The organism is Flavobacterium aquidurense (assembly GCF_002217195.1).
Taxonomy (GTDB): domain Bacteria; phylum Bacteroidota; class Bacteroidia; order Flavobacteriales; family Flavobacteriaceae; genus Flavobacterium; species Flavobacterium frigidimaris.
In genome coordinates this window covers 46902-72383 of the sequence record NZ_MUGR01000029.1, presented here as the reverse complement: position 1 = coordinate 72383, position 25482 = coordinate 46902, and the positions used below count along the sequence as shown (strand labels likewise).

The window sequence follows — 25482 nt, the reverse complement described above, 5'->3', positions numbered from 1 at the left end:
ATATGCGAAGTAACCAATACGTCTAACTGCAGTACGGTATCAAGTATCGTTACAGTGACAGCAGCTAGTATTGCAGCTATCACAGAAACTACTGGGGCAATTAATGGTAATACGGGCGGCACCACGCCAGCCTTGACAGCCAATGATACCTTGAATGGCAATCCAGTTGTGATTGGCACCGGTGCAGGGGATGTAACTTTAACAGCAGTTAGTGTACCGTCAGGCTTGACTTTAAACGCAGACGGAACAGTTGCAGTTGCGGCCAATACGCCAGCAGGAAATTATACGGTTACCTACACGATATGCGAAGTAACCAATACGTCTAACTGCAGTACAGTCAAATCAATTATTATTGTCGGACAATCTTCTCTCGACGCAATTGAAGATGATTTTACAACTTATCCAATCAATGGTACCAATGGAGGTACTACACAAACAGTATTTGGGAATGATTTGTATAATGGAAAATCTTTAAATGCTTTAGGTGTTGATTTACAGTTTATTGGTGTTGTTCCGAAAGGTTTTAGCTTAAATCCAAACGGAACAATAACAATAGCTCCAAACACTATAGGAGGAAACTATCTGTTAATGTATCAAATTTGTGATAAATTAAATTCAAATAATTGTAGCATAGCTAAGGTTTTTGTCTTCGTTGAAGTTCCATCAATTGCCTTGATTAAGTCAGCGGTATTTAATGATGAAAACATGAATGGCAATGCAGATGCTGGAGAAACCATTACTTATAGTTTTGTTGTTACCAATACAGGAAATGTTAGGCTGACAAATATTTCGATTAAAGATCCGCTTCCTGGAATTGTTATAACCGGAGGTTTAATATCTCTGGCTCCGGGAGAAAGTGATAGTACAACTTTTAAAGGCGTTTACGCGATAAAACAAAGTGATATCAATGCTGGGAAAGTTTCTAATCAGGCTTTTGTAACAGGAGAGAATCCTTCAGGAATTATTGTAACTGATACTTCTGATGATACTGACAATCTAGGAGATAATCCAACAGTTTTATCGATCGAAGGTTGCGTAATAAAAGTCTTCAATGCAATATCTGCAAATGGTGATGATAAGAATGAAAGATTTTATATTCAGGGTATAGAATGTTATCCAGAGAATAGTGTTGAGATTTACAATCGTTGGGGAGTTTTGGTATTCCAACGTGAGAATTATAACAATGAAGAGCGCGCTTTTAGAGGGCTATCTGAAGGTCGAACAACAGTGAAGCAATCGGACGGATTACCAGATGGTACGTATTATTATATTCTTAAATACAAAGACAGAGAATCCAACGTACATCAGCAAGCGGGATATTTATACCTTACTAAGTAATAATTAAACAAATGGCTTAGTCATAAAAAAACTAATCCATTATAAAAGTAAAATACATGAGAAAAATAGTTTTAGTTTTTGTGTTATTTTCCGCTTTGGGATTTGCACAACAAGATGCACAGTATACACAATACATGTATAACACTATTAATATAAACCCTGCATATGCGGGCTCAAGAGGAGCAATGAGTATTTTTGGGTTATATCGTACGCAGTGGGTTGGACTTGATGGAGCACCGGAGACGAGTAGTTTCTCGTTAAATACACCAATAAATAATAGTAATCTGGGACTCGGAGTTTCGCTTGTAAACGATAAGATAGGGCCTACCAATGAAAATACCTTCTCTGCTGATTTATCTTATACCATTCCTACATCTGAGACTTTCAAATTATCTTTTGGAATTAAGGGAACAGCGAATTTATTTAATCTTGATATTAATAAATTAAATCCCGAATACCAAGGTGATCCTCAGTTTCAAGATTTGAATAATAAATTCTCTCCAAATATAGGGGCAGGAGTTTATTGGCATTCTGATAAAGCTTATATTGGTTTATCAGTTCCTAATTTCATCGAAACCAATAGGTACAGCGATAATGATTATGCTATTTTTAAGGATAGGATCAATTATTATCTTATAGCTGGTTATGTATTTGATTTAGATGCGTATATCAAATTTAAACCGGCAGTACTTACTAAAATGGTCGAAGGAGCACCATTGCAGGTTGATCTTTCAGCAAACTTTCTGTTTAATGAAAAATTTTCAGTAGGAGTAGCTTATAGATGGAGCGCGGCATTGAGTGCTATGGCTGGATTTCAGGTATCTGACGGTTTGTTTATAGGATACGCATACGACCGCGAAACTACAAGATTGAATAATTATAATTCAGGATCTCATGAGATATTCTTGCGATTTGAATTTTTAAATAATTATAGTCGAATAACCTCACCAAGATTCTTTTAAATCCTCACAAGATGAAAATTAAATATATAGCATCCACCATTTTTTTAGTGTTGATTTCACTAAAGTCAAGTGCACAAACAGCAAGCCAGAAGAAGGCAGACAAGGACTATGACCAATATGCCTATATTGACGCCATTTCAATCTACGAAAAAGTAGCTGAAAAAGGGTATAAGGACGAGAAACTATTTCAACGATTAGGTAATGCTTATTATTTTAACGGTGAACTTACCAAAGCCGTAAAATGGTATGATGTCCTTTTTGAAATCAATAAAGAGCAAGAACCTGAATATTATTATCGGTATGCGCAAACTCTAAAAGCTACAGGAGATTATGCGAAAGCGGATAAAACCCTTGAAGTGTTTAATAAAAAAATCGCAACAGATAAAAGAGCGATATTATTTGAAAACAATAAAAACTACCTAGAGCAAATAAAAGCGAATTCAGGGCGATTTGAAATAGTCAATATCAGCATTAACTCTACACAATCGGATTATGGAAGTGCTTATTATGACCAAAAATTAGTATTTGCATCAGCGAGAGATACTGGAGGTGTGGCTAAAAAAACATTTAAATGGACCAATAAATCTTTTACCAATTTATATTCGGCAGAATTAAAAGAGGATGGAACCTTAGGAAAACCAAAGCGATTTGAAAAGAAAATCAATTCAAAATTCAATGAATCGACACCCGTTTTTGCAAAAGATGGAAAAACAATGTACTTTACCAGAAATAACTTTTTGGATGGAAAAAGAGGGAGAGATGACCAGAAAGGCACCCTCTTAAAACTATATAAAGCAGAATTCGTTAATGGAAAATGGGCCAATGTAACTGAATTACCATTTAACAGCAACCAATATAGCACAGCACATCCGGCATTAAGTATAGATGGTAAGAAACTATATTTTGCATCAGATATGCCAGGTACTTTAGGCCAGTCAGATTTGTTTAGTGTGACCATTAATAATGATGGAACTTTTGGAAAACCGGAAAACTTAGGTTCATCGATCAATACGGAAGGACGAGAAACCTTCCCGTTTATATCTGCAGACAATGAAATCTATTTTGCCAGTGATGGACGCCCAGGCTTGGGAGGACTTGATGTTTATGTTTCCAGAATCAATAGTGACGGTAACTTTACAGAAGTCGAAAATGTTGGAGCCCCAATTAATGGCAAACAAGATGATTTTGCATTTATCATCAATTGTGAAAACAGAAGAGGATTTTTCTCCTCTAATAGGGAAGGTGGAAACGGAAACGATGATATTTACGAGTTCATAGAAACAAGAAAACTGCTATGTGATCAGAAGTTGAAGGGAATAGTTGTTGATCAGGAAACTAACACAATACTTGATAATGCCAAAGTAATCCTGTTGGATGAACAGTTTAAAACAATAGATGAAGTTGTAACGGGAAGAGACGGAAGTTATACATTTAAAGTTAAGTGCAACACAATCTACCATGTAAGAGGTGCGAAACAAGATTATGAAACCAAGGAGATTCCAGTAACCATTAAAGGTCAAACAGGTGAAACGAGCCTAACAATACCATTAGAAAAAAGAATCAAGTCAGTAGGTATAGGAACTGATTTGGCTAAAACACTTAATATTCCCATTATCTATTTTGATTTAGATAAATCTTTCATTCGTAAAGATGCCGCTTTTGAACTGGAGAAAATCTTAGCGGTGATGAAACAATATCCAAAGATGAAAATAGATGTTCGTTCGCATACTGACAGCCGACAAACAGCTGCATATAACATTGCTTTATCTAATAGAAGAGCTAAATCAACCATAGAGTGGTTAGTTAAAAACGGTGTAACACCGAATAGATTGACCGGTAGAGGATATGGAGAGAGTCAGCTGGTAAATAACTGTTCCGATAGAGTAACTTGTACAGAAGCTGAACATCAGCTAAATAGAAGAAGTGAATTTATTATAGTTTCAATGGAGTAATATATTTTATAAAAAAAACTTAATCGAAGATTTTTGCTTATTATAATTAAAGTGAAAAGAGGCTGTCCCACAACTCGTGAAATAGCCTCTTTTTCTGTTTTTTATTCGGACTCCTGTCGGAGCGCATGTCTCAAATATTCAATTCTCAAGGACTTGTTTTAGTTTTGAGACTTCCTCTTTTATGATAATAGTAGAATAATGAATTTTTTAATGTGTTATTGTTCCGGATGATTGGAATTTATTTTTTACTCGAGACATGTAAGGATGGAGGTATATGTAAAATTTAAAAAATGCAGTAAATGATCAAAGGTAAAAAAAACTATCAAAGTACAGATAATGATGAATTACAGAAAACAGGAATAAAAATATGAATTCTAATTTCAAACTTTTTTGAAGAAATTAATTCAAAAAGTCCTTATTATTTATTTTAGTTATGCCTTATTATATTTAGTAAGCTTTAGTCAGTAGCTGGATTAAAAAAATAACACTCTAAAACTTAAAGCAAGAAATGATAATGAAGCTATAAATTAAAAAAGAACACTGATTTTTTTAAATTGAAAACAATTAGTATTTCAAAATCAAATATTAATCTAACCGTTTGTAAAATTAGATGACTTCTTTGACTTTTAATCAAAATTAATATAAATCATTTTGACTATATTTTGTAATTCTAATGATGCGATACATCCGCAATAATCTTTGTCAAATAATAATTCCTGAATGTGCCATATCTTTCCTTGACTTTGCACTGTTTTTTTTTAAATACTTATTTTTTCTAAAGAAGCAAAGAACCCCCGGCCATCGGCCTTTATAACAGCCTCTTTTATCGTCCAATATTTATAATATTCCTGTAAGGGAGAATGAGCCTTATTAATTATATCCCACTGGATTTGTGTCATTGTTTCTTTTACGGAATTAAAATTAATAGGAACTATTTCCTCAATATCAATTCCTAATTCTTTAGAACCAATTGCACAAAACACATAAGAACCTGAGTGGGTTATATTAAAATCAAAATCAGTTGAGAGATAAGGTCTTCCAAATTCATTGTAGTATAAATTATTCAAAGGAATGACTGTATTATTAAAAATTTCCAGTGCTTTCATAAGTAAAAGTTTTCCCAGTACATTTCGAACCCGATCATTTAAATTATAATATCTTAAATTTTTATATCTTAATTCTGGCGGTAAAATAGACAGCCATTTATCATAAATAGCTGCCTTATTTTGATCATTAAATTTGGTATAGACAAGCACTATTTCCATTTATTAAGCTGTATTTAGAAGTTTTATTGGAGAAGCCCCAAATATTTACAGTAAGCTTCCAGTATACTTCGGCTAATAACTGTACTTTCAATATTCGTCCCTTCTAAAAATTTCATGGTATTAGAAATATCAAAATCAGGAGTATTTTGATGGATTTCGATGATTGATTTATTGTCATAAACCTTGAATTTGAATAAACTCAAGAGTGGATACAAAGGACTTTTTTCATCATTCTCCCATAATTTCATCCACTGCTGATAGGGTAAAGGAGTTAATTCTAAATTGGATTCATTTTGAAGAGCTTCAAAAAATCCCATAACGGTCATGTTGTCTTTTGGAGCAGGACTTAAATGAAATATTTCTCCAATAGCTTTTGGATTCTTAGAGATATGTGCAATAGATTCGCTGATAAAATCAACACAGACCAATTCTTCTTTTTGATCCAGAAGTATGGGATAATGTTTTAATTCAATGCATGCCTTTATCAGCAAACTCCACCATTGGTATTTGGCTGTCGCGCCAGTTCTACTATGGCAAAAAGTATATCCTAATCTGAAAATTATAATTGGGACACCTTGCTTTATAGCTTGATTGGCAATTTGTTCCATTACCCATTTGCTTTGTATGTAGCCCATGTCGCGACTAAGGTATTTGAATGCCGTTTGTGTAGAATCATTTTCCATAATCAGAGCAGGTTTGGTAAAATAATGTTCCCAACTAAAAACTCCAACGGTTGATAACAGAGAAATTTGTTTAAGTTTGATTGTTGTAGCAAATTTGATTATGGTGTGCAAAGCACCAATATTGGCCGCCTTCATGTAGGAATAGGGCTGAATAAAATTAACAGCGCTTCCTGCGTGATAGATTACATCTATGGTTTGTGTAAGGGTATTATAAACATTTTTTGATAACCCGAGAAGCGGTTTGGAGAGATCTCCGGGAAGTAATCTTATGCGGTCTTTGTTGTATAAATCAGTAGGAAGTAACTGTTCTTTTATCGTTTTAAGCAAACGTTCCTCAGCATGCTTTTCATTATCGGCGCGAATGAGTAAATAAATAACTGCAGATGTGGACTCTAGAAGTTTCGCTAACATATTTACCCCGACAAAGCCTGTAACACCTGTTAGTAAAGAAAATTTAGGACTTTCAAAATCCCCCTTGTTTTTAAGATTGGTATTAAATTCAGATGGACTTATATAAGCATCGTTTTTAATTTCTTCACTTAAAAGATCGGTTCCGAAACCATATTGATCTGTGGTAGGGATAGATTCTCTTTCCTGGATTAATAAAGCCAGTTTTCTAATGGTATTGTTAATATATAATTCACTCAAAGAGATGCTGCCCGGATAGTGATTAGACATTTTGTTATAAAGCTTAGTCAACAATAACGAATGTCCGCCCAGATGAAAAAAATCATCTTGCATGGAGGTAATCTTGCGCTCTAAAACCTCACTCCAGATATCCCTAATTTTTTCTTCGTATAAATTAAGAGGTAATTCTTCCTCCTTCTGGTCAAAAGCCTTTTCTGCCAACAATGAAAGCGCTGTCATGTCAAGCTTTCCATTTTCAGTAACCGGAATTGTATCTATTGATATAATTTGGTTAGGTATCATATACGAGGGAAGCTTTTTACTCAGCTCGTTTTTGATTGTAGAAATATTGATACCTCCTGTAATAAATGCCCTGAGGGATAATAAATTTTCAGAAGCTTTATGAACCTGAACCGCTACATTTTTTATACCTTCTACTTGCTGTAAGGCAGTTTCTATTTCTGCAACCTCAATGCGATACCCTCTTATTTTAACCTGATGATCAATTCTTCCAATATATTCCAGCATACCATCAGGCAATATTCTTACCTGATCTCCAGTTTTATACATTCGATTATAGATCGAATTTTCACTATCTTTTATAAAAGGATTCGTTATAAATCGCTCGGTGGTGAGCTCTGGTTGGTTAAGATATCCTCTTGATAATTGTATGCCAGAGATATAGAGTTCCCCTATAACACCAGCAGGCACCTTGCGCATGTAACTGTCCAGGACATAAAGTTTGATGTTATTGATGGGATACCCTAAGGTATTTGCGGGATGTACATTGTCATAAACATAATGATTTACAGCAACTGTGGTCTCTGTAGGACCGTATCCATTGACAAGTTTAAGCCGACCTGTCCAGTGTTTGCTGATGGCAACCGGACAAGTTTCTCCACCTGTTCCGATAACACGTAATTGAGGGAATTCTACAGCAAGTGAAATAGTTGAAAGCACCGAGGGAGATATATAAGGCACAACGGTAAGATGATGTGCAGCAATAAAATCCGACAAAGAGTTTCCCAAGAGCTTATTATTAGGATACAGATATACAGTAGCACCTTTGGCGAGTGGTATCCATATATCCATAATCGAACCATCGAAGTTATAGGGTGAGAATTGTAAAGTGCGATCATCTGGACCTATCTCTAATATTTGGCCGTATTCGATAATAAAATTGCTTATTGCCTTATGTTCTATTAATACCCCTTTGGGTATTCCTGTAGTTCCTGAGGTATGAATTACATAAATTAAATCTGATGAGGAATGTGTATCAGTGTAACTGTTTTTATGGATTTCTACAGCAGGCACATAAGAGAGCATATGTTCAATATCCAATACCGGAACATGTACTTTTTGGCTGATATCTATAAGGTTTATATCTGTAATTAATAATGCAGGATCACTATCTTTTAGTATTACATTAACCCTTTCGACTGGGTAATTAATATCTAAAGGCACGTAGGCCGCTCCGGCTTTTATAATTCCTAATAAAACGATAATTCGCTCGGTAGACTGACCGAGATAACAGGCAACAAATTCGTTGTTTTTGACCCCCATCGCAATAAGCTGATGGGCCACTTTATTTGATTGTAAATGAAGTTCCTGATAAGACAGGTGTACTCCATTTAAAGTAAGGGCAGTTTTTTCCGGGTTTTGCTTTACCTGATCTTCGAACATTCCTACAAGTGTTTTTTTAAAGGGATTTTCCTTAGGTTCAAGAGCATCTGATAGTTCTTCTTTATCATGCTTGTCGAGTAAGATTTCAAAATCTCCAATTCTTTTTTGAGGGTTCACTAGAATAGATTTTAATATAGTGGTGAAATCTTCTGCCATTTTTACAATTGTACTTTCTTTGAATAAAACATCAGCATATTCTATTACTATTTCCAGCTCGTCACTTGCTGGTGTTACTTCAAATTGCAGATCAAATTTTGATTTTCTATTATAAACCCATTTCGAATGATTTCCATCAATAGGTGCCGTATGAATATTTTGGTCTATTGTATCCTGTAGAACAAAAACCGTTTGAAACAGAGGATTATAACCGGCAAAACGATCTTTGATTGTGTTGTTTATAATAGTTTCTAAAGGAACTTCCTGATGACGAAGTACAAGTAGGAGCATTGTTTTTAGTTCTTTCAGATATGCTGTATAAACAGGGTTTCCATTGATTTGGATTCGAATAGGAAGCATGTTTACAAAATATCCAATGGTTTGATCCACCATTGAAGGTATTCTGTTGGCTGCCGGACTACCAATACAAATATCGTGCTGGCCACTATAATGCTGCATCAATAACCCAAAAGCCGATAGTAATGTCATGTACAATGTAGCATTTTGTTCTCTGGATAATTCTCGTATTTGGGAAGTTAATTCAGGATCGATCTTAAAATAATATTGCCCTGCGGTAGTACTATGAAAATGTTGTTTTGGGAAATCATACGCTACTTGTAGTACAGGAACATCTTGCAGATAGTTTTTCCAAAAAGGAATATAGGAGTTTATTTTATCTGCATGTTTCTCACTAAGTTGCCAATGTGCATAATCTCTATATTGTACAAGATTATCGTTTATTGGAGTCTCTTTTTTGTTCACAATACGATCGTACAATTCGTTTAGATCTTTAATTAACAAAGACATCGACCAACCGTCCGTGGCAATATGATGAATGACAATAAACAAGGAGGTAACTTTTTCAGCTTCACCAATAAGACAGGCTCGCACCATAAAATCCCTTTCAAGGTTAAAAGGGCTTTCCATTAGTTTTTGTAAAGATTTCAGATTATGGAATGGCTGTAAGGTCCAGTTCTCAGCACTAAGTAAGGATTGATATGTACTATTATCATCTTGATAAATAACTGTCCTTAATATGCTGTGTTTTTGGATCAATAAACGGAATGCTTTCTCGAGTGCTGTTACAGAAATGTTCGTACTTACTGGATATAATACCCCTATATGATAGGGCAAACTTCCATGGAGTTTATCCAGAAACCAAAGGGCTTGTTGCTGGAATGACAATTTTACTGGTATATTAAGATTATTGATAGTAATAGCTTCTTCTGTTTGTAGATCTGGGCCTTTGTTAATAATATAGTTTTCCAGTTCTTCAATACTGGGATACAAAAACAAGTCCGCAATCTGAAGTGCCAGATGAAGTTCCTGGCGGATAGATGAAACTAATTTATAGGCTAAAATAGAGTTGCCGCCAAAATGAAAAAAATTATCATTAATTCCCATTGTTTTTATCCCGAGGAAAGATTGCCAAATTTCAGCCAGTTGCCTTTGCAACTCGGTTGTGGGAGGTATGAAACATTGTCTTAGTTCTTGCTGGTCAGTATCATAATTACTTAAAGCGGTTCTGTCGATTTTTCCATTTGAAGTAAGAGGAAAATTTTCTACCACAAGAAATCGCGATGGGATCATGTAACTAGGTAAATATTCATATAAATAAGCGCGAATGTGTTCCGGAAAAGTATCTGTTTGAGAATTCTTTTTATAATAACATAAAAGATACTTATTTTCGGGACTATCACCTTTTACAATAACACAAGAATTCTCAACTAATCCGGATTCTCTAATGGTACTTTCAATCTCTGATGGTTCGACTCTGAAGCCCCGAATTTTAACCTGTTGATCCGCTCTGCCTACGAATTCAATATTTTCATCAGTTAGCATCCTGACAAGATCTCCGGTTTTGTAAACCCTTTTTGTTTCGCCTGATACATTTTTGTAATAAACAAATCGTTCAGCTGTAAGTTCGGGCTGATTTAAATATCCTCTCGAAACCTGAATCCCTCCAATATACAATTGGCCAACTTCTCCCTTCGCAAGAGGTTTAAGTTGGTCATTGAGTACATAAAAATCTACATTAGTTAATGGTTTTCCAATTGTTGTTAAAGGATAATCATCAGAGAATTCAAATCCGCACACAACTACTGTAGTTTCAGTAGGTCCGTACATATTAATAAGGCTAAGCAATTTTCGCCAGGGCTGAATCACATGAGAAGAAGGTGCCTCGCCGCCGGTAAAAATTTTTCGCAACTGACCAATATTCTGATCGTTAGGAAGTGTTGCCAATATCGAAACAGGGAGATACGGTAAAATCGTAATTTTGTTTTCGCGAATAAAATCCAGCAATGCATCACCTACAATCCTATTGTCAGGATACAAATAGACCGTCATTCCCAGAGATAAAGGAACCCAAAGATCCAGAACGATGCCATCAAAATTTGAAGATGATATGTTTAAAGCAATATCATCTGGTTTTCCGTTTAAAAACTCACCAAAGTATTTTATAAAATTCACCAATCCTTTATGTTCAGCCATAACTGCCTTTGGTAATCCTGTACTTCCTGAGGTATAGGCTAAATAAGCCAATCCATCGTTAATTGAATTTTCAGGTAATCTTTCACCAGATGAATTCTTGATGTTGTCTACTTCTTTGGGAGCATCAATGAAAATAATTTCTTTGTCAAAAAAAGCAAATTTTTCACTTAATGCTTTTGTGGTAATTAGAATTGGGCTTTTGGTATCTTCGAGCATGTGCCTAAGCCTTAATTCAGGATATAAAGGGTCAAGAGAAACATAGGCACCAGATGCTTTCCAAATAGCCAACATAACAATAACTTTATCTAAGGATTGTTCTAATGAAAAACAAATTGGCACATCCAGAAAGTTACCTTTTGTTTTTAAATCATTGGCGAGTTGATTAGATTTAAAATCTAATTCTTGATAACTCAAACTTTCATTGTTGAATACAAGTGATTTTTTTTGAGGTTTTTGATTACATATCTTATTTAGTAAAACAAGAATAGTACTAGGTAAATGTTGGGGCTTGTTCATAAAATACTGTAGTTTAAATTTGTTAACAGAAAAAAAATATAGGAAATTGATTGCAATTTAAAAAGATTTATTTAATTTTAAACTATTGTTAATCAATTAAATATAATTATTTAATATGAAAAACCTTCCTAATAATCCAGAACTTACGTTTAAAATGTATGAATTGATCAGTGGATACTGGATTGCATGCGCCATTTATTCTGTTGCAAAACTCGATATTGCAGATTTGCTCGCCAATGGTCCAAAAACTTTAGCAGAACTGGCAAAAGAATCTCAATCTCATGAAATATCATTGTATCGTCTTTTACGTGCTACAGCAAGTGTTGGTATCTTTGAGGAATTACCCGACGGCAAATTTCGTATCAATGATTTAGGAAAAACTTTATTATCAGATGTCCCAGGTTCTATTAAGCCTTGGGCATTGGCTAATTTAGGAGAACATTTTCCTGCTTTTGGCAATTTGACTTATGGTATAAAAACCGGAAAAGTGCCTTTTGATGATGCTCATGGAAAATCAGTATGGGATTATTATAAAGACAATCCAGAGGCAGGTGTCAACCTGATGAATGCTATGGCAGGAGTATCAGGTGCTGTATTAAAAGGCATCCTAGATATTTATGACTTTTCGCCTTATAAAACCCTTGTAGATATTGGGGGAGGGAACGGAGCAATGTTGTTTGCCGTACTTTATGCATCACCATCAAGTAAAGGGATTGTTTTTGATGAGCCTTATGTGGTAGAGAAGACAGCCACGCAAATTCCGGACGAGTTAAAAGATCGATGCACCGTTTATGGAGGAAGTTTTTTTGAAGAAATACCTGCCAATGCAGACTTGTATATGACTAAATGGGTTATTCATGACTGGAGTGATGCCCAGGCTATTGCTTTACTTAAAGTTTGTCACAAAGCAATGCCTGTTGGCGGGAAATTATTAATTATAGATTCGGTTATTTCAGATGAATTAAACGAACCACATGCGGGAAAACTGCTCGATTTAAATATTATGGCAATGACTACCGGAAAAGAGAGAACCTTAAAGGAGTTTAAAACCCTGTTAAAAGAATCTGGTTTGTTATTCAAAAGTCTTATTGCTACCAATACTGAGGTTTCTAGTATTATTGAATGTGAAAAATTATCTTAAATAAGATCAGAACCAGAGAGCATGATAAAAATTACTATTTTTTATCCCGTTAAATCGGGCGATTGGTTTGATGTATCTTATTATTTGGAAAAACATATGCCTTTGTCTAAATCTATTTTTGGAGATGTACTAAAAGGCATTGCCATAGAAGAAGATACAGCTGATTTAGGAGTAAACAAGGAGGTTCTTTCATATCAAATAATTGGGCATCTTTTCTTTGAAAATGTTGAGGATTTCTATGAAAGGTTTCTTCCTAATAAGGAAATCCTTTTTAAAGACGCATTGCAATACACCAATGTTGCACCCATTTTACAAATAAGTAAAGTGCTGATTTGGCAAACTCCTTGGATTTAAATAAGAGGCTGTCTGAAAAATACTTTTTGGACAGCCTAATTCTCATTTTTATTAATATAAAAAGACTCTGAGCGTATTAGTGGTTCTGTCGCATCTAAAGCTAAGTTTTATCTTTACCTTTTTTAAATTCTTCAACTCATCAATACGAAAGGTCATTGCTATCCGAAGTCTATTTTACTGCAGGCCGTATATTTTAAGCTTAGATTTACATTACCCTATCGGGATGCTCAAGAGATCATGAAGATGCGGGGAGTTTCTCTGGATCATGCTACTATTCAGCGCCGGGAGTGTAAGTTTACACCTTTGCGTGAATCAGAGATCAAGAAGAGAAAGGTCAAAGTGGGGGCAAGCTGGGAAAGATGCGCTTAAAGCAGGGCTGAAAATTTCGGGTTTACTCCGTTTGATTCTCGGTTTTAGTTTCTTTTGAAGCTCGTCTTACAAGTGTATAAACCTCTTTTAAATGCCACCAGGCGGCACATATCAAGGTCTCCTTTATAATGGTATATGGTGCACTTCAGACGCAATTAGAAATACTTTTTTATTATTACTGATGTCTATTGGATTAAATCGATTACCTGTTTACCAAAATCTGAAAAGTTATCTTTTTCTTCCTTATGACTTTGATGACTTATCATCCTAAGGGCAACAATATTATTTATTGGATCAACAATGATGAAATTTCCCAAATATCCGTCGGCACGATAGGTTACCTTGCCGCTAAATTCTCTTTTTCGAAGACGTAACCCCGATGTTAGATTCTTAGCAATATCCTGATAAGGATTCTCGCCAAAAACCGATCGCAGTTTTGTCAAATACTCCTCATTAGAGTTGTAAACGCCTTTCATTTTAATAGCTTTTTTGATGAACTCCTTTGGTACGTTATTTTTCTTTAATTCGGTGATAATTTGCTCATCAACAATTGAGATTGTGTTTTCATAATCCAGCCACCATAACATTCCGTAGCCTTGATACTGAGCAGATGGTTTTACAACTTCATTGATATGCTCCTCAGAAATAATCACATTGTTATTGTATTTTCCTTTGTTTGCCAATAAGAGCCCCAGTTTAATCATATCCTTCGGCTTAATTTGGCATCCGGACATAACGTGAGGATTTCCTTTCTGGTCCAGAGTCCAGCTATAATCTGTAATCTCCAGCTTTTTAAAAAGTCTCTCCCCAATATATTCATCCATACGTTTACCAGTTATTTTTTGGATTACACCGGCCATAAGATTTAAAGATTTATTATTGTATTCCCAGACTTCTCCCGGTTTTTTTGAAAGTTCGGCGGCAAGGGCCAATTGTACAAAATCTGTACTGGGATAAATTTCTACCGATGCATTGGGATTATTTTGCATACCTGAGGTCATATTAACCAAATGCCGTATGGTAACAAACTGTTTTTGACCTTGCATCCATTCAGGGTAATATTTAGCTATTGGAGTATCGAGGGTTTCAATCAATTGATCGGTAAGCATACACGCCACTGCCAGCCCGACTATACTTTTGGTGCAGGACATGCCTTCAATTTTCGTATCTGGCTGTCCAATACCGAAATATTTTTCAGCAACCAATTCATTGTCTTTATAGATGATAACAGCTTCTGAATTTGTCTTATCAGCCTTTGTTAAAAGTGTTTCGAGTTTGTTTTTGTTGATATTTTGTCCATAAGTATGAACTACCAGCATTCCCACAAATACTATTAAAGCTTTTTTGCGCATTTCTTTTTTTTAAATTAAGATTCCACTTATTTGATTGCATTATAATTTCATTCAATTCAGAATTGGTTTATAAACATCTCAAATATTTCACTGGCAAAGAAAGTAAATGGTTTGCTTTTGAAATTGTAAAAATGGAAACAGCATTAAATAAAAAGCCACACATTTTCTTTTTGTGTATCTACATTTTTGAAGAAAAATTTCGGGTTGTTATGGGTCAGGTCCTGAAAATCTTTAATAAAATGCGATTGATCATAGAATAAGTTATCGAACGATAATTCGGTTAAGTTTTTTGCTTTGTTTTGTTCAATAATTGATCTTCTGAATCGATGTATTTTTCGATATTCAGAGGGAGGTTTCCCGACATTTTTTTGAAATATTTTACTGAGATACTGCCTTGAAATTTTATACTTCTTTGCCATTTCAGTTATTTTGGCATCAGCTTCTATATCCTTGATCAATTCCTGAACCTGTGAAACATCTTTTTCTCTGAACTTGGATAACCAGTAAAGCTCAAGTGTTTCAATCTGTTTTTGCCTGTCTTTGATATTAAAAATCTTCTCCATTTCTGCTTTAAAATCAGTATATGGATCGAATTCAATTTTCCTAGTATGATCTTTGGAATAAAAAATATCCACATTATCGATAAAAAAGTTCAACCCCAGCGGCTTAAAATATAGGGTAATCTCATTGATCAGTTTCACATACGATACTTCGATTGGAGTATTATAACGGTAGACTATATGAGAAAAAATATTATCTTCATTTGAAGGAGCAATTATGATCATCCCGTCTCTCTGTTGCAATGAAACATTTTGCGAAATAGCAACAATGACATAATTATTAGGAAATGTACGGTAAATTAAAGGTTCAGATTTTGAATCTTCTACAATAAAATAAAATCCTTCGATATACTTTTGCAGCAGCGTATTTTTTGGTCTGTAAAATTCTAAATTCATTTTAATGATTAGATTATTAAACTTATCTATAAGCTAAATGATAATGTAAAATTACAATTTTTTATATTTTTCAAAATTAAATGTGCTATTTTATTCTATAGTATTAAGCGGTTCTGTCGCATCTGGAATAACTTTTATCTTTAGAATTTTAAAAGTATCGAAAAATGAATACCAAAGGTCATTGTTATCCAAAGTCTATTGTTCTGCAGGCCGTATATTTTAAGCTTAGGTTTACATTAAGCTATCGGGATGCTCAAGAGATCATGAAAATGCGAGTAGTTTCTGTTGATCATGGTACTATTCAGCGTCGGGATTATAAGTTTACACCTTTGATTGCATCAAAGATAAAGCCAGAGAAAGGTCAGAGTGGGGGCGAGCTGGAGATTGGATGAAACTTATATAAAAGTAAAAGCTATTTGGTGTTATTTATATAGGGCAGTGGATAAATTAGGCAATACGGTTGACTTTCTTTTGACCAGGAAAAGACAGAGAATGAGCGCTCAGTCTTTTTTAATTAAAGCAATTAGTAATAATTGCAAGCCACGAGTAATAAACATTGATAAAAGTGGTTCTAATACTGCAGCTATCAAAGTATATAATAAGCGTTCGTTCTCAAAGATTAAAATTCGGCAGTGTAAATATCTCAACAATATTGTAGAACAGGATCATCGTTTTATCAAGTGGCGCATAAAAAATGGATTAGGTTTTAAAAGTTTTGAATCGGCCAGACTAACATTGAGCGGAATTGAAGTTGTGCATATGTTGGGAAAGAATCAGATGATTGAACCAGGGAAAACTATGTTTAAATCATTCTGTAAATTGGCAGGCTAACTTTTAAATTACTTAAATTCTTATATTTGATTCTGACAGATGCGACAAAACCGCAAAAAGTATCAACTACGTCAAATGTCTCTGATATGGTGTGTTCTAATTTTTAAGTATTAATTTCTTTTTCTCAGTTTTCTGTTTTGTTAGTTTTTTCTTTTGAAAAAAATCGCTTAAAGCTTTTTCTTCAGCTAATGTTAGAGAACTTAGTCCACCAATACTGTCTATATCTAAATCTAATTTTTTAGTTTTCATAATTATTTATTTTGAAAATATTTATTGATTAATTTCAAAGCTGATTTTGTTTCAATTATCATAATTCTACCACCGAAATGGAATGCTCCAAGTGTTTTTTCATAATGATCAACTAATTGCGATTTTGAAAGAAAAGAAACATTTCCATCGTGACCGCGCTGAAAAGATAATTTACATGCATAAGCAACTAGATTACCAGCTACACCAGCATAAACCTTCGTTTGTCCTTTATTGAATGGAGCACTTTCAACAAGATGCATATAGACATGATCTGACTTAACTTCTAAGCTTATAAGACCTTGAATTATTTTTGAATTTCCAAAAATTGTAAGTTTATAAACATCTCTAATTGGATTTTTAAATTCTTCATTCCAATTAAAAAGCCAGCCATTTTTCTTTGTTAAAGACTTTAAATCAGAATTTTGGACAATAGAAATTTCAGTCTGAAAACTATCTCCAGTAATCACGTTTTCTATTGAGTTTGTTAATTTGTCAATTATAAAATCGAGTCCTGATTCTGCTTCTTTATCCATACTGCTAATTTAATGAATATAATTTAATTTTGAAAACATTTGAATATGGAAAATAAATTCTGCCGACCCTCTCGACAGAATTGCTGGACTGTAATAGTTTCGAACCTAACAGTTGGATCGGCTATCATAACTCGTTTTCTATTTCTAAAATACTGGTGCGCCACGATTCTGCCACGAAACTTCAACTGATAAAATATTTTTAGAAAACCTCCTTAACTTTTTGTGGCAAAAAAGGTATCCACTCCAAAATTCGCCAGTGTAAATATCTCAATAATATTATAGAGCTGGATCATCGTTTTATCAAATGACGTATTCAAAATGGATTAGGCTTTAAAAGTTATGAATCGGCTAGACGAACGTTGAGCGGAATTGAAGTTGTACATATGCTGAGAAAGAATCAGATAGTTAAACCCGGGATAACTATGTTTAAATCATTCTGTAAATTGGTAGCATAACTTTTAAATTACTTAAAAACTTGCATTTGATTCTCTCAGATGCGACAGAACCAAAAAAAGACCTTGTAACATCTACAATAGATTTGAGAAATAGAATTAGGGAAAAATAGTTTTGTGTTTGAATTATTTACTTCTCTTTATTGTTTAAAATAAATAGAAAAAGCTGTCAAAAATTTGACAGCTTTTTTTTTGATCAATACTTAACGCATTTAAAATGTTCAATGTTTTAATCTATATTTGGATAAAAGTCTGAGGCTTTAAGTATAAAAATAGACCCTATAAATAAAAATGAACATAAATACAATCCAACATCACAGCTATGAAAAAGGACTTCCTCAAGAAGGAAATTTTATACTTGGACAAAAACACGGAGACAATATATTTGTATATCAGGCATTCAATGATAAAATTGCGGACTATGCGATAGAAAATCAAAAATTTGGAGGACAAGAGTACAGCTTTGACAGAATGACTTGGATAAAACCAAACTTTTTGTGGATGATGTACAGGAGTGATTGGGCGAACAAAGACAGCAACCAAAGTCGAATTTTAGCTATTGAAATGACTTTTGAAGGTTTTCAAGAGCTTCTTGCCGAAGGCATTTTAACAAGCTATAATGAAGCCTATGGCGATGAATCTGCATGGAAAGAAAAACTAAATACTAGCAACGTAAGAATTCAGTGGGATCCTGACCATAATAGTAAAGGAGACAAGTTAAAACGCAGGGCTATTCAAATAGGAATTAAAAATGAAGCTTTAAGAAAGTTTAATAGCAAATTTATAAAATCAATTCAAGACATTACTGCTTTTGTAAAAGAACAAAAAGAAAAAATTGACAGCGGAAAAGGTTGGTATTATGTGATTAACGAATCTATAATTGAAGTCAACAGTGATTTAAAAAAGAAATTTTCTATGCCTGAAGTATTTCGAACATCATTTGTTGAAGAACTAATTTTAGAATTTGAGAATACAAAAGAAATCAGTCAAACAAATTTTGAAAAGTTGCTAGTTGATAACGATCAACCAGAAAGAGCTGAATTTGTTGGTTATGTAAAAAATTACATTAATGCAGAATTATCAAGGTATCTTTTGAAAGCTGCTATTCTTTACAGAAGAGATGAGGAATTGGGTGCGTTTGACTGTATGTGCGAAGACCTTCTGATGCTTAGTTACTTTGCCAGTAAGAATAAGAATATAATTGATCTTCACTTGATTTTGGAAGCTAAATTAGTAGATTTTGACACTTGGTGCGGATTTGATGGTGAAATGATTTTTTATCCTTTGGGACATCAACAAACAAAAGAATACATCGCAAGCTCTAAAGATTTTTTAGTAGAAAATATTCCAGGATTTGCCCCTCAAACGGCTGACTATTTCATTGAATCTTTTGACGAAGAATATTTGTATAAAGAAATCCATAGCAGAGCCTTTTGGTATTTTTGATCATTTAATACGTAACTCTAGGCTTATAAAAATAGGAAAGCCATGCAAAAATTACGATTTAAAAAAGAAATAAATGTATCAGCTTCAGCTCAAAAAGTATGTGAAACGATGCTGGGCTTAAAGGATAAAGCCACTTACGAATATTAGGTTGCAACTTTTGACCCTACATCTACTTATGAAGGAAGTTGAGAAAAAGGAAGTAAAAATCCTTTTTGTTGGAACAGGTGAAAAGGTAAAAAAGGCGGCATGATTTGGGAAATTACAGAACAATGAAAGAGGCCTCTAAACGTGCTTTATCTCAAGACTCTTCCGCTGGCTTTTCACTTTTGGCTTCCTGCGCCATGCGTCTTACTATGACGTAAAACTCTTTTAAATGCCACCAGGCAGGGCACATATCAAGGTCTCCTTTATAATGGTATATAGTGAGAAAACAGCTTTTAAGGAAAAGCTGGGAATCTGTGATTCTCGCCCATGGCTTTAATTCCACTTCCTCAGGCGGGGGAGTGGCTTGAAAATAGCGTTTTATTTCTTCTGGGGTCATGGGGCAAAATTAGGTAAAAAGTGCAGAGAGGGCAAGGGCTTAGGGTCAATTTCTGGGTCAGTGTTTTTATGTGTTTTACCTGCATTTGTTCCAACTGTACTGAGGCTCATTAAATTATCCCTTCAGATTCTGTTTTTATTTTTTCAGGTTTCCATTTGGGCTGGTCTGGACCTGCGGCGCCCTTTGAGAATTCATGCAGATGCGGGTTGCTTTACTTCCTTAATGCTTTTTTTTAGGAGATATTCCCGCTATGCGTTCCACCCGAGCGCTAGCGTGGAAAAATTGGTCAGACAGACCATATACTTTCTGTATAATTTGATCAGTAGTTTCGCAATGTGTCGACCAACAATATTTAATTTAAATTGATCATGACTATTTGGGATTAATTCTAGTTTAAATTGTTGTTAGTGAGTATCTAATCTTTTATTTGTCATATTATGAAGTTCTATTAAATACACAATAAATTGAAACTGAATTAAGATGGTCATTTTATTTTGACAGATAATGGTCAATTGAACTGATTTTCCAGTAATGATAACAAATTAGTAGATTCATCAAATATTTCGTAATTTCTTGATCGCAGTGTTCGGGGACTAACTAAGAAACATGTGATTTTAAATAAAATCACATGTTATCTGCACACGAGTCTTTCGATTTTAACCACCTAAAGCGCTTCTGCGATTTGTCTTAATGGTAAAGTGACAATGAATTCTGCGCCATTATCTTTTTCTCCCATGGCAGTAATGCTCCCGCCATGTCTTTTGGCTATTTTTCTGCAAAGCGCCAGACCAAGCCCGTTGCCTTCATACTGGTCTTTGGAATGGAGTCTTTCAAAGGCATTAAAGATTCTTTCGGCATGAATTATATCAAGTCCAATACCATTGTCTTTAATGGTTATTTGTACCTGTTCGATACTTTCATTATTTACCATCATAAATGATATGATAACCCTCGGCGGCTCATCTGCTTTTGAGAATTTTAAAGCATTATGGATCAGGTTATAGAAAAGCTGCTGAATCAGAATAGTGGCCCCTTGTATATCAGGAAGCTCACTTGTGATCAGTATAGCCTCTTTTTCCTTTATGATGAGTTCGAGATCTGTTTTGATACTTTCCACCACCTCATTGAGGTTTATCTTTTCAATGGGCTGTGTTTTTTTATCCAGGGTGGAGTAGGCCAGAATTCCTTCTATGATGTTCTGCATCCTTTGCGCGGACTGATCTACCTTTTGCAGGAATTTTTTAGAGTTTTCGTTAAAATCAGCTTTGTATTGGTCTTTTAAAATACTGTTGAAAGTTTTAATTTTTCTAATAGGTTCTTTAAGGTCATGGCTCACCACATTGGCAAAATGCAAAAGATCATCATTGGATCTTCTGAGCTCCTGTGTGCTTTCAGCGACCTGTTTTTTTAGCTCCTCTTCAAATTGTTTCTGCTCATGAATATCCTGTATGATTCCAATAATAGTCATTGGAGTTCCTTTTTCATCCTTGATGATCTTCCCGTTGATCTTGACCCATTTGACTGATCCGTCATCATTTATAATTCGGGCCTGATACGACATCTTTCCTGTAATGAGTGATTCCTGGTGTACTTTCTCGCGCAGGGCCTGATCCTCGGGATGCAGTTTGGCTATAAGCTCTTCATTGGCAATTTCCCTGTCGATGGACCAGATGGTGTTGAAATTTCCCGAAGTTTTAATTTGTTTTGTGGCAAGATCTATTTCATAGGTACCCATCCCTGAGGAGTCAATAGCCATCCTTAGCCTTTCCTCAGCATTTTGGGTCTGTTGTTTTGCCAGATGCAGGTCAGTGACGTCCGATCCTGTATTCATGACCGCATAGATTTTTCCCTGCTGATCAAAAAGAGGGATAAAGCTGTAGTTAAAATAATAGGTTTGTAATGCACCATCAATCAATAAATCGACCTGTTTGTCTTTTGCATGGAAGGCAATTCCTGATTTAAGTACGCCTGAAGCCTGCTGAAAAAACGGCTGGTTTTGAATTTCAGGGAGCACATCCAGATAGTTTTTTCCAATTACCTGATCTCCTTTTCCCCAGGTCTGTATCATAGCAGGGTTGGCTAATTCTATTTTTAATTCTTCTCCTGTGTAAACAGCGAGAGGCAAAGGGGTATTATCCACAATGTCCTTCAAAAGCAATAGGTTATCATACATCAGTGGTGGTTTTTATTGCAACGAATATATTGTGGATTTTCTCTTTTTCAGTTACACGATTTCAGTAGAATCTTTCATTATTCTACCATAGAATTTTTATTGCTTGCGATTTAATGGGCGAGATTTATTTTAATAATAATGACTCGATTTGAAACAAGCTCATTGTTGAACCATAGTAATGAGCAGTAGAAATTATCGAAATAAACCCCAGCCTAGAGGGGTATTAATTATAAAAATAAAATAAAAAACTCAATTTCAATGAGTTCTCATTTAATAAAGCTACCTTTGAGCAATTAAATACATTAAAATGCAAGAAGGTACAGTAAAATTTTTCAATGAAGAAAAAGGGTTCGGATTTATAACTCCAAATAACGGAGGGGCCGAAGTTTTTGTTCATGCTTCAGGTCTATCAGAAAACATCGCTCAAGACGATGCAGTACGATATGACGTAGAAGAAGGCCGTAAAGGTCCAAACGCAGTAAACGTAGTTGTAGCATAACCATACTATCACAGTGAGCTTTTAAAGGCACCTCTAACGAGGTGCCTTTTTTGTTTGTACCAGGGATCAGTTTCCCGCTATAAAACTGCTTAAACTTTGTAAACAAAGGCATTAATATTCATCCCTGCACCAACAGACGCAAATAAAATGATATCTCCAGTTTTTATTTCATGTCCGGGCAGTTTCCCTTTTGAAATTAAATCATACAGCGTAGGGATTGTTGCCACGCTGCTGTTTCCCAGAAATTTAATAATCATGGGCATAACATCTTTCGGAGGTGTTTTTCCATAGAGCTTATAAAATCTGTTAACGATGGCCTCATCCATCTTTTCATTGGCCTGATGTATTAATATCTTTTTGATCTGATCGATCTCAATTCCTGCTTTTTCCATGCAGCTTTTCATTGCCTGGGGCACTTGGTTTAATGCAAATTCATATATTTTTCTTCCATGCATCTTGATATACCTTACATCCTGATTTTGGGCGGGATCAAAGGAGCTGCCAAAGTAGAGATAGTCTGCCTGCTCAAAGGTAAAACTCGCACTGCTGTGAGACAGCAAACCTTTATGGGTGTCTGATAATTCAACAATTGCCGCCCCAGCGCCATCTGCATAGATCATGGAATCCCTGTCATGCTGGTCTACAACACGCGAAAGGCATTCGGCGCCGATTACCAAACAGCGACTGGCTATCCCTGCCTGCATATAGGCGTTGGCATGAATCATGCCCTGAATCCAGCCCGGGCATCCAAAAATGATATCCAGAGCAATACAGGCGGGATTTTTAATCTTTAACTTATTTTTGACCCGGGAGGCCAGGCTGGGCAGCATATCGGACTGTATGGTATTATAACGCACATCACCAAAATTATGTGCCACTATAATGTAGTTGATACTCTCGGGATCAATTCCGGCGGTATCAATAGCCTTTTGGGCGGCTATAAAAGCCAGGTCAGATGCAGCATAATGCCCGGGAGCATAACGGCGCTCCTCAATTCCTGTAATGGCAGTAAATTTCTCGATAATGCGTTCTCTGGAAGAATTCAATGACCTGCCATTTTCATCTAAAAAATGGTGGTTCTCAAAGTATTTATTAGAGACTCTGATTTCGGGAATACAACTGCCAGAACCTATAATTCTCATATTCATATTTCCAAAATTTAGTCTGCGAATTTATTAAACAGAACTATTTTTCAAAAATGTTTTTTCTTTTTTTTTAATTTGGAATCCAGTAGCGAGCAGGCGCTTGAATACCTGGTCCAGACCACCATCACTCAAGGCAATAGGTAACTATTAATGTGCCAAGGCTCTTATGGAACCCCAATAAAGGGCTTGTCATTATCACAAGGCTGTCATTACTATTCCCAGCCGTTGTGGTATCTGTTGTAGAGTCAATGATCTTTCCCACAGAAATAAAAAAAAATCCCCAGTCCTTTTGTTTGTTGGCAAAATTGCCGCCCATTTATTATTTGCCACTGCGCCTTATATCTAAATTTGTTACTGATTTTAAGATTATTGATTTGCAGCAAATTTTATTATATAATATATAGTATTTTTGACAATTCTAAACCCCCTTTAAGATGATAAGTTCTGAAAATCCAGCCCTAACCACTAATGACTCAGAAGAAAAGGAGCCGGTAAAGATTATATTGGCCGAAGATGATAAAGACGACCAGGAATTATTCATCGATGCCCTGGATGAAGCAGAGATTGCCTCTGAGGTAACTACCGTAGAGAACGGGCAGGAGCTCCTCGATAACCTCAGGGATCAGTCCCAGAGAGATCCCGATATTATTTTTATCGATATCAATATGCCCGTTAAAGGAGGCAAAAAGGCGCTGGAAGAAATAAAGAACGATAAAGACCTTCGTGATATTCCCACCGTTATGCTCTCCACCTGGGACCATGCTTCGGATATTGAAGATACCTTTGATAAGGGAGCGGACCTCTATGTCCAGAAGCCCAGTTCTTTTAATGGTTTTGTGCTGGTGCTCAAAAAAGTATTTCTTCTGCACTGGGCCAAAGCTTTACTAAGACCGGTTATAAGTTTATTTTTTGTTTCGGAAAAGAATATATCTCACAAGGATTAAATAATCCGCTTTTCTCCCTGCATATTTTAATTCGGACTTTATCCTTGCAATAGCTATAATTGATTGTGTAATTGCAATGGGGATATAATACTATAAATCCAGTATGGAGTAATTATAAAAAAGTATTTACAGAATTTAATACCGCTGTTTGATTTTCCGGTATCATCCGTTTATTTTTTCCTTATGATACTGTTTTAGCCGCATAATCATTGATTTTAGTACCTAAATTTAGTAAAACCAATATGAAAAACAAAAAAAAACTGTCCGAAATTACTTTTCGGACAGCCTCTTCTTTTTTGTGGTCTTTAGGAGCCTATTGATCCTTAACCCATTCACTGCAATTGATGAAGGGTTATCTTACTGCTATAGCTTCCAGCTCCACTGTCAGTGTTTCAAAAAGACCTTTTACCTCTAACAAAGTCATCGTCAGTTTGATGTCATTTTTGGCGATCCATTCCTGAAGGATAGGAAACTGGGGCCAAAGATCTGCAGTTGAGATGGTGTAGATCTTTAAGTGCACAATATTTTTGCAGTCGTAACCAGCTTCGCGGATTACTTGTTCCAGATTTTGTATGGCTCCAGTCAATTGTGTTTTCATGTCGCCAGTACTCGATTGTCCATCAGCGCTGATGGCTGTTTGCCCTGAAACGTAGAGTGTACCTTGTGTTTGTATTACTTCTACAGCTTGTACAAAACTGAGTTGATCTTGCCATTTCCAGGGATTAGTGATTTTCTTTTCCATTCTTTTTTGGGATTTTCTGTTGCCATGGATAGTCCATGGTTGTATTTAATTAATAATCCAAAGTTAGATGGAATGCAGGG

At 35.1% G+C, this 25482-nt stretch carries 19 protein-coding genes; 9 read left to right on the top strand and 10 right to left on the bottom strand.

Translation table 11 applies throughout. The features are described 5' to 3' along the window. The 3 genes from B0A67_RS15855 to B0A67_RS15845 all read left to right on the top strand — a co-directional run. The coding region (locus B0A67_RS15855; protein ID WP_207557351.1) for a gliding motility-associated C-terminal domain-containing protein at window positions 1-1338 on the top strand (1338 nt) is incomplete at its 5' end. A gap of 56 nt (window positions 1339-1394) precedes the next feature. Beyond that, window positions 1395-2300, top strand: coding sequence for a PorP/SprF family type IX secretion system membrane protein (locus tag B0A67_RS15850; RefSeq protein WP_072964784.1), 906 nt, complete (start codon window positions 1395-1397; stop codon window positions 2298-2300). A gap of 11 nt (window positions 2301-2311) precedes the next feature. Further along, window positions 2312-4252 carry an OmpA family protein gene (locus B0A67_RS15845; protein ID WP_072964785.1) on the top strand — a complete coding sequence of 647 codons (1941 nt, stop codon included), beginning with the start codon at window positions 2312-2314 and terminating at the stop codon, window positions 4250-4252. 758 nt (window positions 4253-5010) lie between these two features. Here B0A67_RS15845 and B0A67_RS15840 read toward each other — a convergent pair. Further along, window positions 5011-5517: a 4'-phosphopantetheinyl transferase family protein gene (locus B0A67_RS15840; protein ID WP_072964786.1), complete on the bottom strand. Its 507-nt coding sequence runs from the start codon at window positions 5515-5517 to the stop codon at window positions 5011-5013. 23 nt (window positions 5518-5540) lie between these two features. Next, window positions 5541-11675: a non-ribosomal peptide synthetase gene (locus tag B0A67_RS15835; protein WP_072964787.1), complete on the bottom strand. Its 6135-nt coding sequence runs from the start codon at window positions 11673-11675 to the stop codon at window positions 5541-5543. A gap of 115 nt (window positions 11676-11790) precedes the next feature. Here B0A67_RS15835 and B0A67_RS15830 point away from each other — a divergent pair, with 115 nt between their 5' ends. Further along, on the top strand, window positions 11791-12816 hold the full coding sequence (locus B0A67_RS15830; protein WP_072964788.1) for a methyltransferase: 1026 nt from the start codon (window positions 11791-11793) through the stop codon (window positions 12814-12816). Between the two features lie 21 nt (window positions 12817-12837). Continuing rightward, a complete protein-coding gene (locus B0A67_RS15825) occupies window positions 12838-13170 on the top strand; it encodes an EthD family reductase (protein WP_072964789.1) in 333 nt (110 codons plus the stop codon). 554 nt (window positions 13171-13724) lie between these two features. Here B0A67_RS15825 and B0A67_RS15820 read toward each other — a convergent pair. Together B0A67_RS15820 and B0A67_RS15815 are read right to left on the bottom strand one after the other, a co-directional pair. Continuing rightward, on the bottom strand, window positions 13725-14891 hold the full coding sequence (locus B0A67_RS15820) for a serine hydrolase domain-containing protein (RefSeq protein ID WP_072964790.1): 1167 nt from the start codon (window positions 14889-14891) through the stop codon (window positions 13725-13727). A 143-nt stretch (window positions 14892-15034) separates the two neighbouring features. Further along, the gene (locus B0A67_RS15815; RefSeq protein ID WP_084074660.1) at window positions 15035-15847 is read right to left on the bottom strand and encodes an AraC family transcriptional regulator; all 813 of its coding nucleotides are present in this window, start codon (window positions 15845-15847) and stop codon (window positions 15035-15037) included. Window positions 15848-16011: 164 nt separating this feature from the next. Here B0A67_RS15815 and B0A67_RS15810 point away from each other — a divergent pair. Further along, window positions 16012-16678, top strand: a protein-coding gene (locus B0A67_RS15810) for an IS6 family transposase (protein WP_394364353.1) whose coding sequence is annotated in 2 segments (ribosomal slippage) — window positions 16012-16197 and window positions 16199-16678 — 666 coding nt in all. Because the reading frame shifts where the segments join, the coding sequence is not laid out codon by codon here. Window positions 16679-16774: 96 nt separating this feature from the next. Here the strand turns inward: B0A67_RS15810 and B0A67_RS25010 are convergent. Further along, the gene (locus B0A67_RS25010; RefSeq protein ID WP_207557350.1) at window positions 16775-16927 is read right to left on the bottom strand and encodes a hypothetical protein; all 153 of its coding nucleotides are present in this window, start codon (window positions 16925-16927) and stop codon (window positions 16775-16777) included. Between the two features lie 2 nt (window positions 16928-16929). Next, on the bottom strand, window positions 16930-17460 hold the full coding sequence (locus tag B0A67_RS15805; RefSeq protein ID WP_072964792.1) for a hypothetical protein: 531 nt from the start codon (window positions 17458-17460) through the stop codon (window positions 16930-16932). Window positions 17461-18203: 743 nt separating this feature from the next. Here B0A67_RS15805 and B0A67_RS15800 point away from each other — a divergent pair. Beyond that, window positions 18204-19358, top strand: coding sequence for a DUF4291 domain-containing protein (locus B0A67_RS15800; protein WP_072964793.1), 1155 nt, complete (start codon window positions 18204-18206; stop codon window positions 19356-19358). A 298-nt stretch (window positions 19359-19656) separates the two neighbouring features. Here the strand turns inward: B0A67_RS15800 and B0A67_RS15795 are convergent, their stop codons facing one another. Next, a complete protein-coding gene (locus B0A67_RS15795) occupies window positions 19657-19899 on the bottom strand; it encodes a DUF6965 family protein (RefSeq protein ID WP_072964794.1) in 243 nt (80 codons plus the stop codon). A gap of 664 nt (window positions 19900-20563) precedes the next feature. Continuing rightward, a complete protein-coding gene (locus B0A67_RS15790) occupies window positions 20564-22072 on the bottom strand; it encodes a PAS domain-containing sensor histidine kinase (RefSeq protein ID WP_072964795.1) in 1509 nt (502 codons plus the stop codon). A 307-nt stretch (window positions 22073-22379) separates the two neighbouring features. On the opposite strand from B0A67_RS15790, the gene B0A67_RS15785 reads away from it, so the two are divergent. After that, on the top strand, window positions 22380-22571 hold the full coding sequence (locus B0A67_RS15785; protein WP_072964796.1) for a cold-shock protein: 192 nt from the start codon (window positions 22380-22382) through the stop codon (window positions 22569-22571). Window positions 22572-22660: 89 nt separating this feature from the next. On the opposite strand, the gene B0A67_RS15780 is transcribed toward B0A67_RS15785, so the two are convergent. Next, window positions 22661-23719 (bottom strand): 3-oxoacyl-ACP synthase III family protein, encoded by a 1059-nt coding sequence (locus tag B0A67_RS15780; RefSeq protein WP_072964797.1) that lies wholly within the window; start codon window positions 23717-23719, stop codon window positions 22661-22663. 431 nt (window positions 23720-24150) lie between these two features. On the opposite strand from B0A67_RS15780, the gene B0A67_RS15775 reads away from it, so the two are divergent. Beyond that, window positions 24151-24660 (top strand): response regulator, encoded by a 510-nt coding sequence (locus tag B0A67_RS15775; RefSeq protein WP_072964798.1) that lies wholly within the window; start codon window positions 24151-24153, stop codon window positions 24658-24660. Window positions 24661-25012: 352 nt separating this feature from the next. Here B0A67_RS15775 and B0A67_RS15770 read toward each other — a convergent pair whose 3' ends face one another. Further along, window positions 25013-25402 carry a RidA family protein gene (locus tag B0A67_RS15770; protein WP_072964799.1) on the bottom strand — a complete coding sequence of 130 codons (390 nt, stop codon included), beginning with the start codon at window positions 25400-25402 and terminating at the stop codon, window positions 25013-25015. Window positions 25403-25482 lie beyond the last annotated feature (80 nt).

Coding starts and splice junctions, on each gene's coding strand:
- B0A67_RS15790 (WP_072964795.1), bottom strand. CDS start 22,072: ATGTATGATAACCTATTGCTTTTGAAGGACATTGTGGATAATACCCCT.
- B0A67_RS15770 (WP_072964799.1), bottom strand. CDS start 25,402: ATGGAAAAGAAAATCACTAATCCCTGGAAATGGCAAGATCAACTCAGT.
- B0A67_RS15785 (WP_072964796.1), top strand. CDS start 22,380: ATGCAAGAAGGTACAGTAAAATTTTTCAATGAAGAAAAAGGGTTCGGA.
- B0A67_RS15780 (WP_072964797.1), bottom strand. CDS start 23,719: ATGAATATGAGAATTATAGGTTCTGGCAGTTGTATTCCCGAAATCAGA.
- B0A67_RS15815 (WP_084074660.1), bottom strand. CDS start 15,847: ATGAATTTAGAATTTTACAGACCAAAAAATACGCTGCTGCAAAAGTAT.
- B0A67_RS25010 (WP_207557350.1), bottom strand. CDS start 16,927: ATGAAAACTAAAAAATTAGATTTAGATATAGACAGTATTGGTGGACTA.
- B0A67_RS15825 (WP_072964789.1), top strand. CDS start 12,838: ATGATAAAAATTACTATTTTTTATCCCGTTAAATCGGGCGATTGGTTT.
- B0A67_RS15840 (WP_072964786.1), bottom strand. CDS start 5,517: ATGGAAATAGTGCTTGTCTATACCAAATTTAATGATCAAAATAAGGCA.
- B0A67_RS15800 (WP_072964793.1), top strand. CDS start 18,204: ATGAACATAAATACAATCCAACATCACAGCTATGAAAAAGGACTTCCT.
- B0A67_RS15775 (WP_072964798.1), top strand. CDS start 24,151: ATGATAAGTTCTGAAAATCCAGCCCTAACCACTAATGACTCAGAAGAA.
- B0A67_RS15820 (WP_072964790.1), bottom strand. CDS start 14,891: ATGCGCAAAAAAGCTTTAATAGTATTTGTGGGAATGCTGGTAGTTCAT.
- B0A67_RS15795 (WP_072964794.1), bottom strand. CDS start 19,899: ATGACCCCAGAAGAAATAAAACGCTATTTTCAAGCCACTCCCCCGCCT.
- B0A67_RS15830 (WP_072964788.1), top strand. CDS start 11,791: ATGAAAAACCTTCCTAATAATCCAGAACTTACGTTTAAAATGTATGAA.
- B0A67_RS15850 (WP_072964784.1), top strand. CDS start 1,395: ATGAGAAAAATAGTTTTAGTTTTTGTGTTATTTTCCGCTTTGGGATTT.
- B0A67_RS15835 (WP_072964787.1), bottom strand. CDS start 11,675: ATGAACAAGCCCCAACATTTACCTAGTACTATTCTTGTTTTACTAAAT.
- B0A67_RS15845 (WP_072964785.1), top strand. CDS start 2,312: ATGAAAATTAAATATATAGCATCCACCATTTTTTTAGTGTTGATTTCA.
- B0A67_RS15805 (WP_072964792.1), bottom strand. CDS start 17,460: ATGGATAAAGAAGCAGAATCAGGACTCGATTTTATAATTGACAAATTA.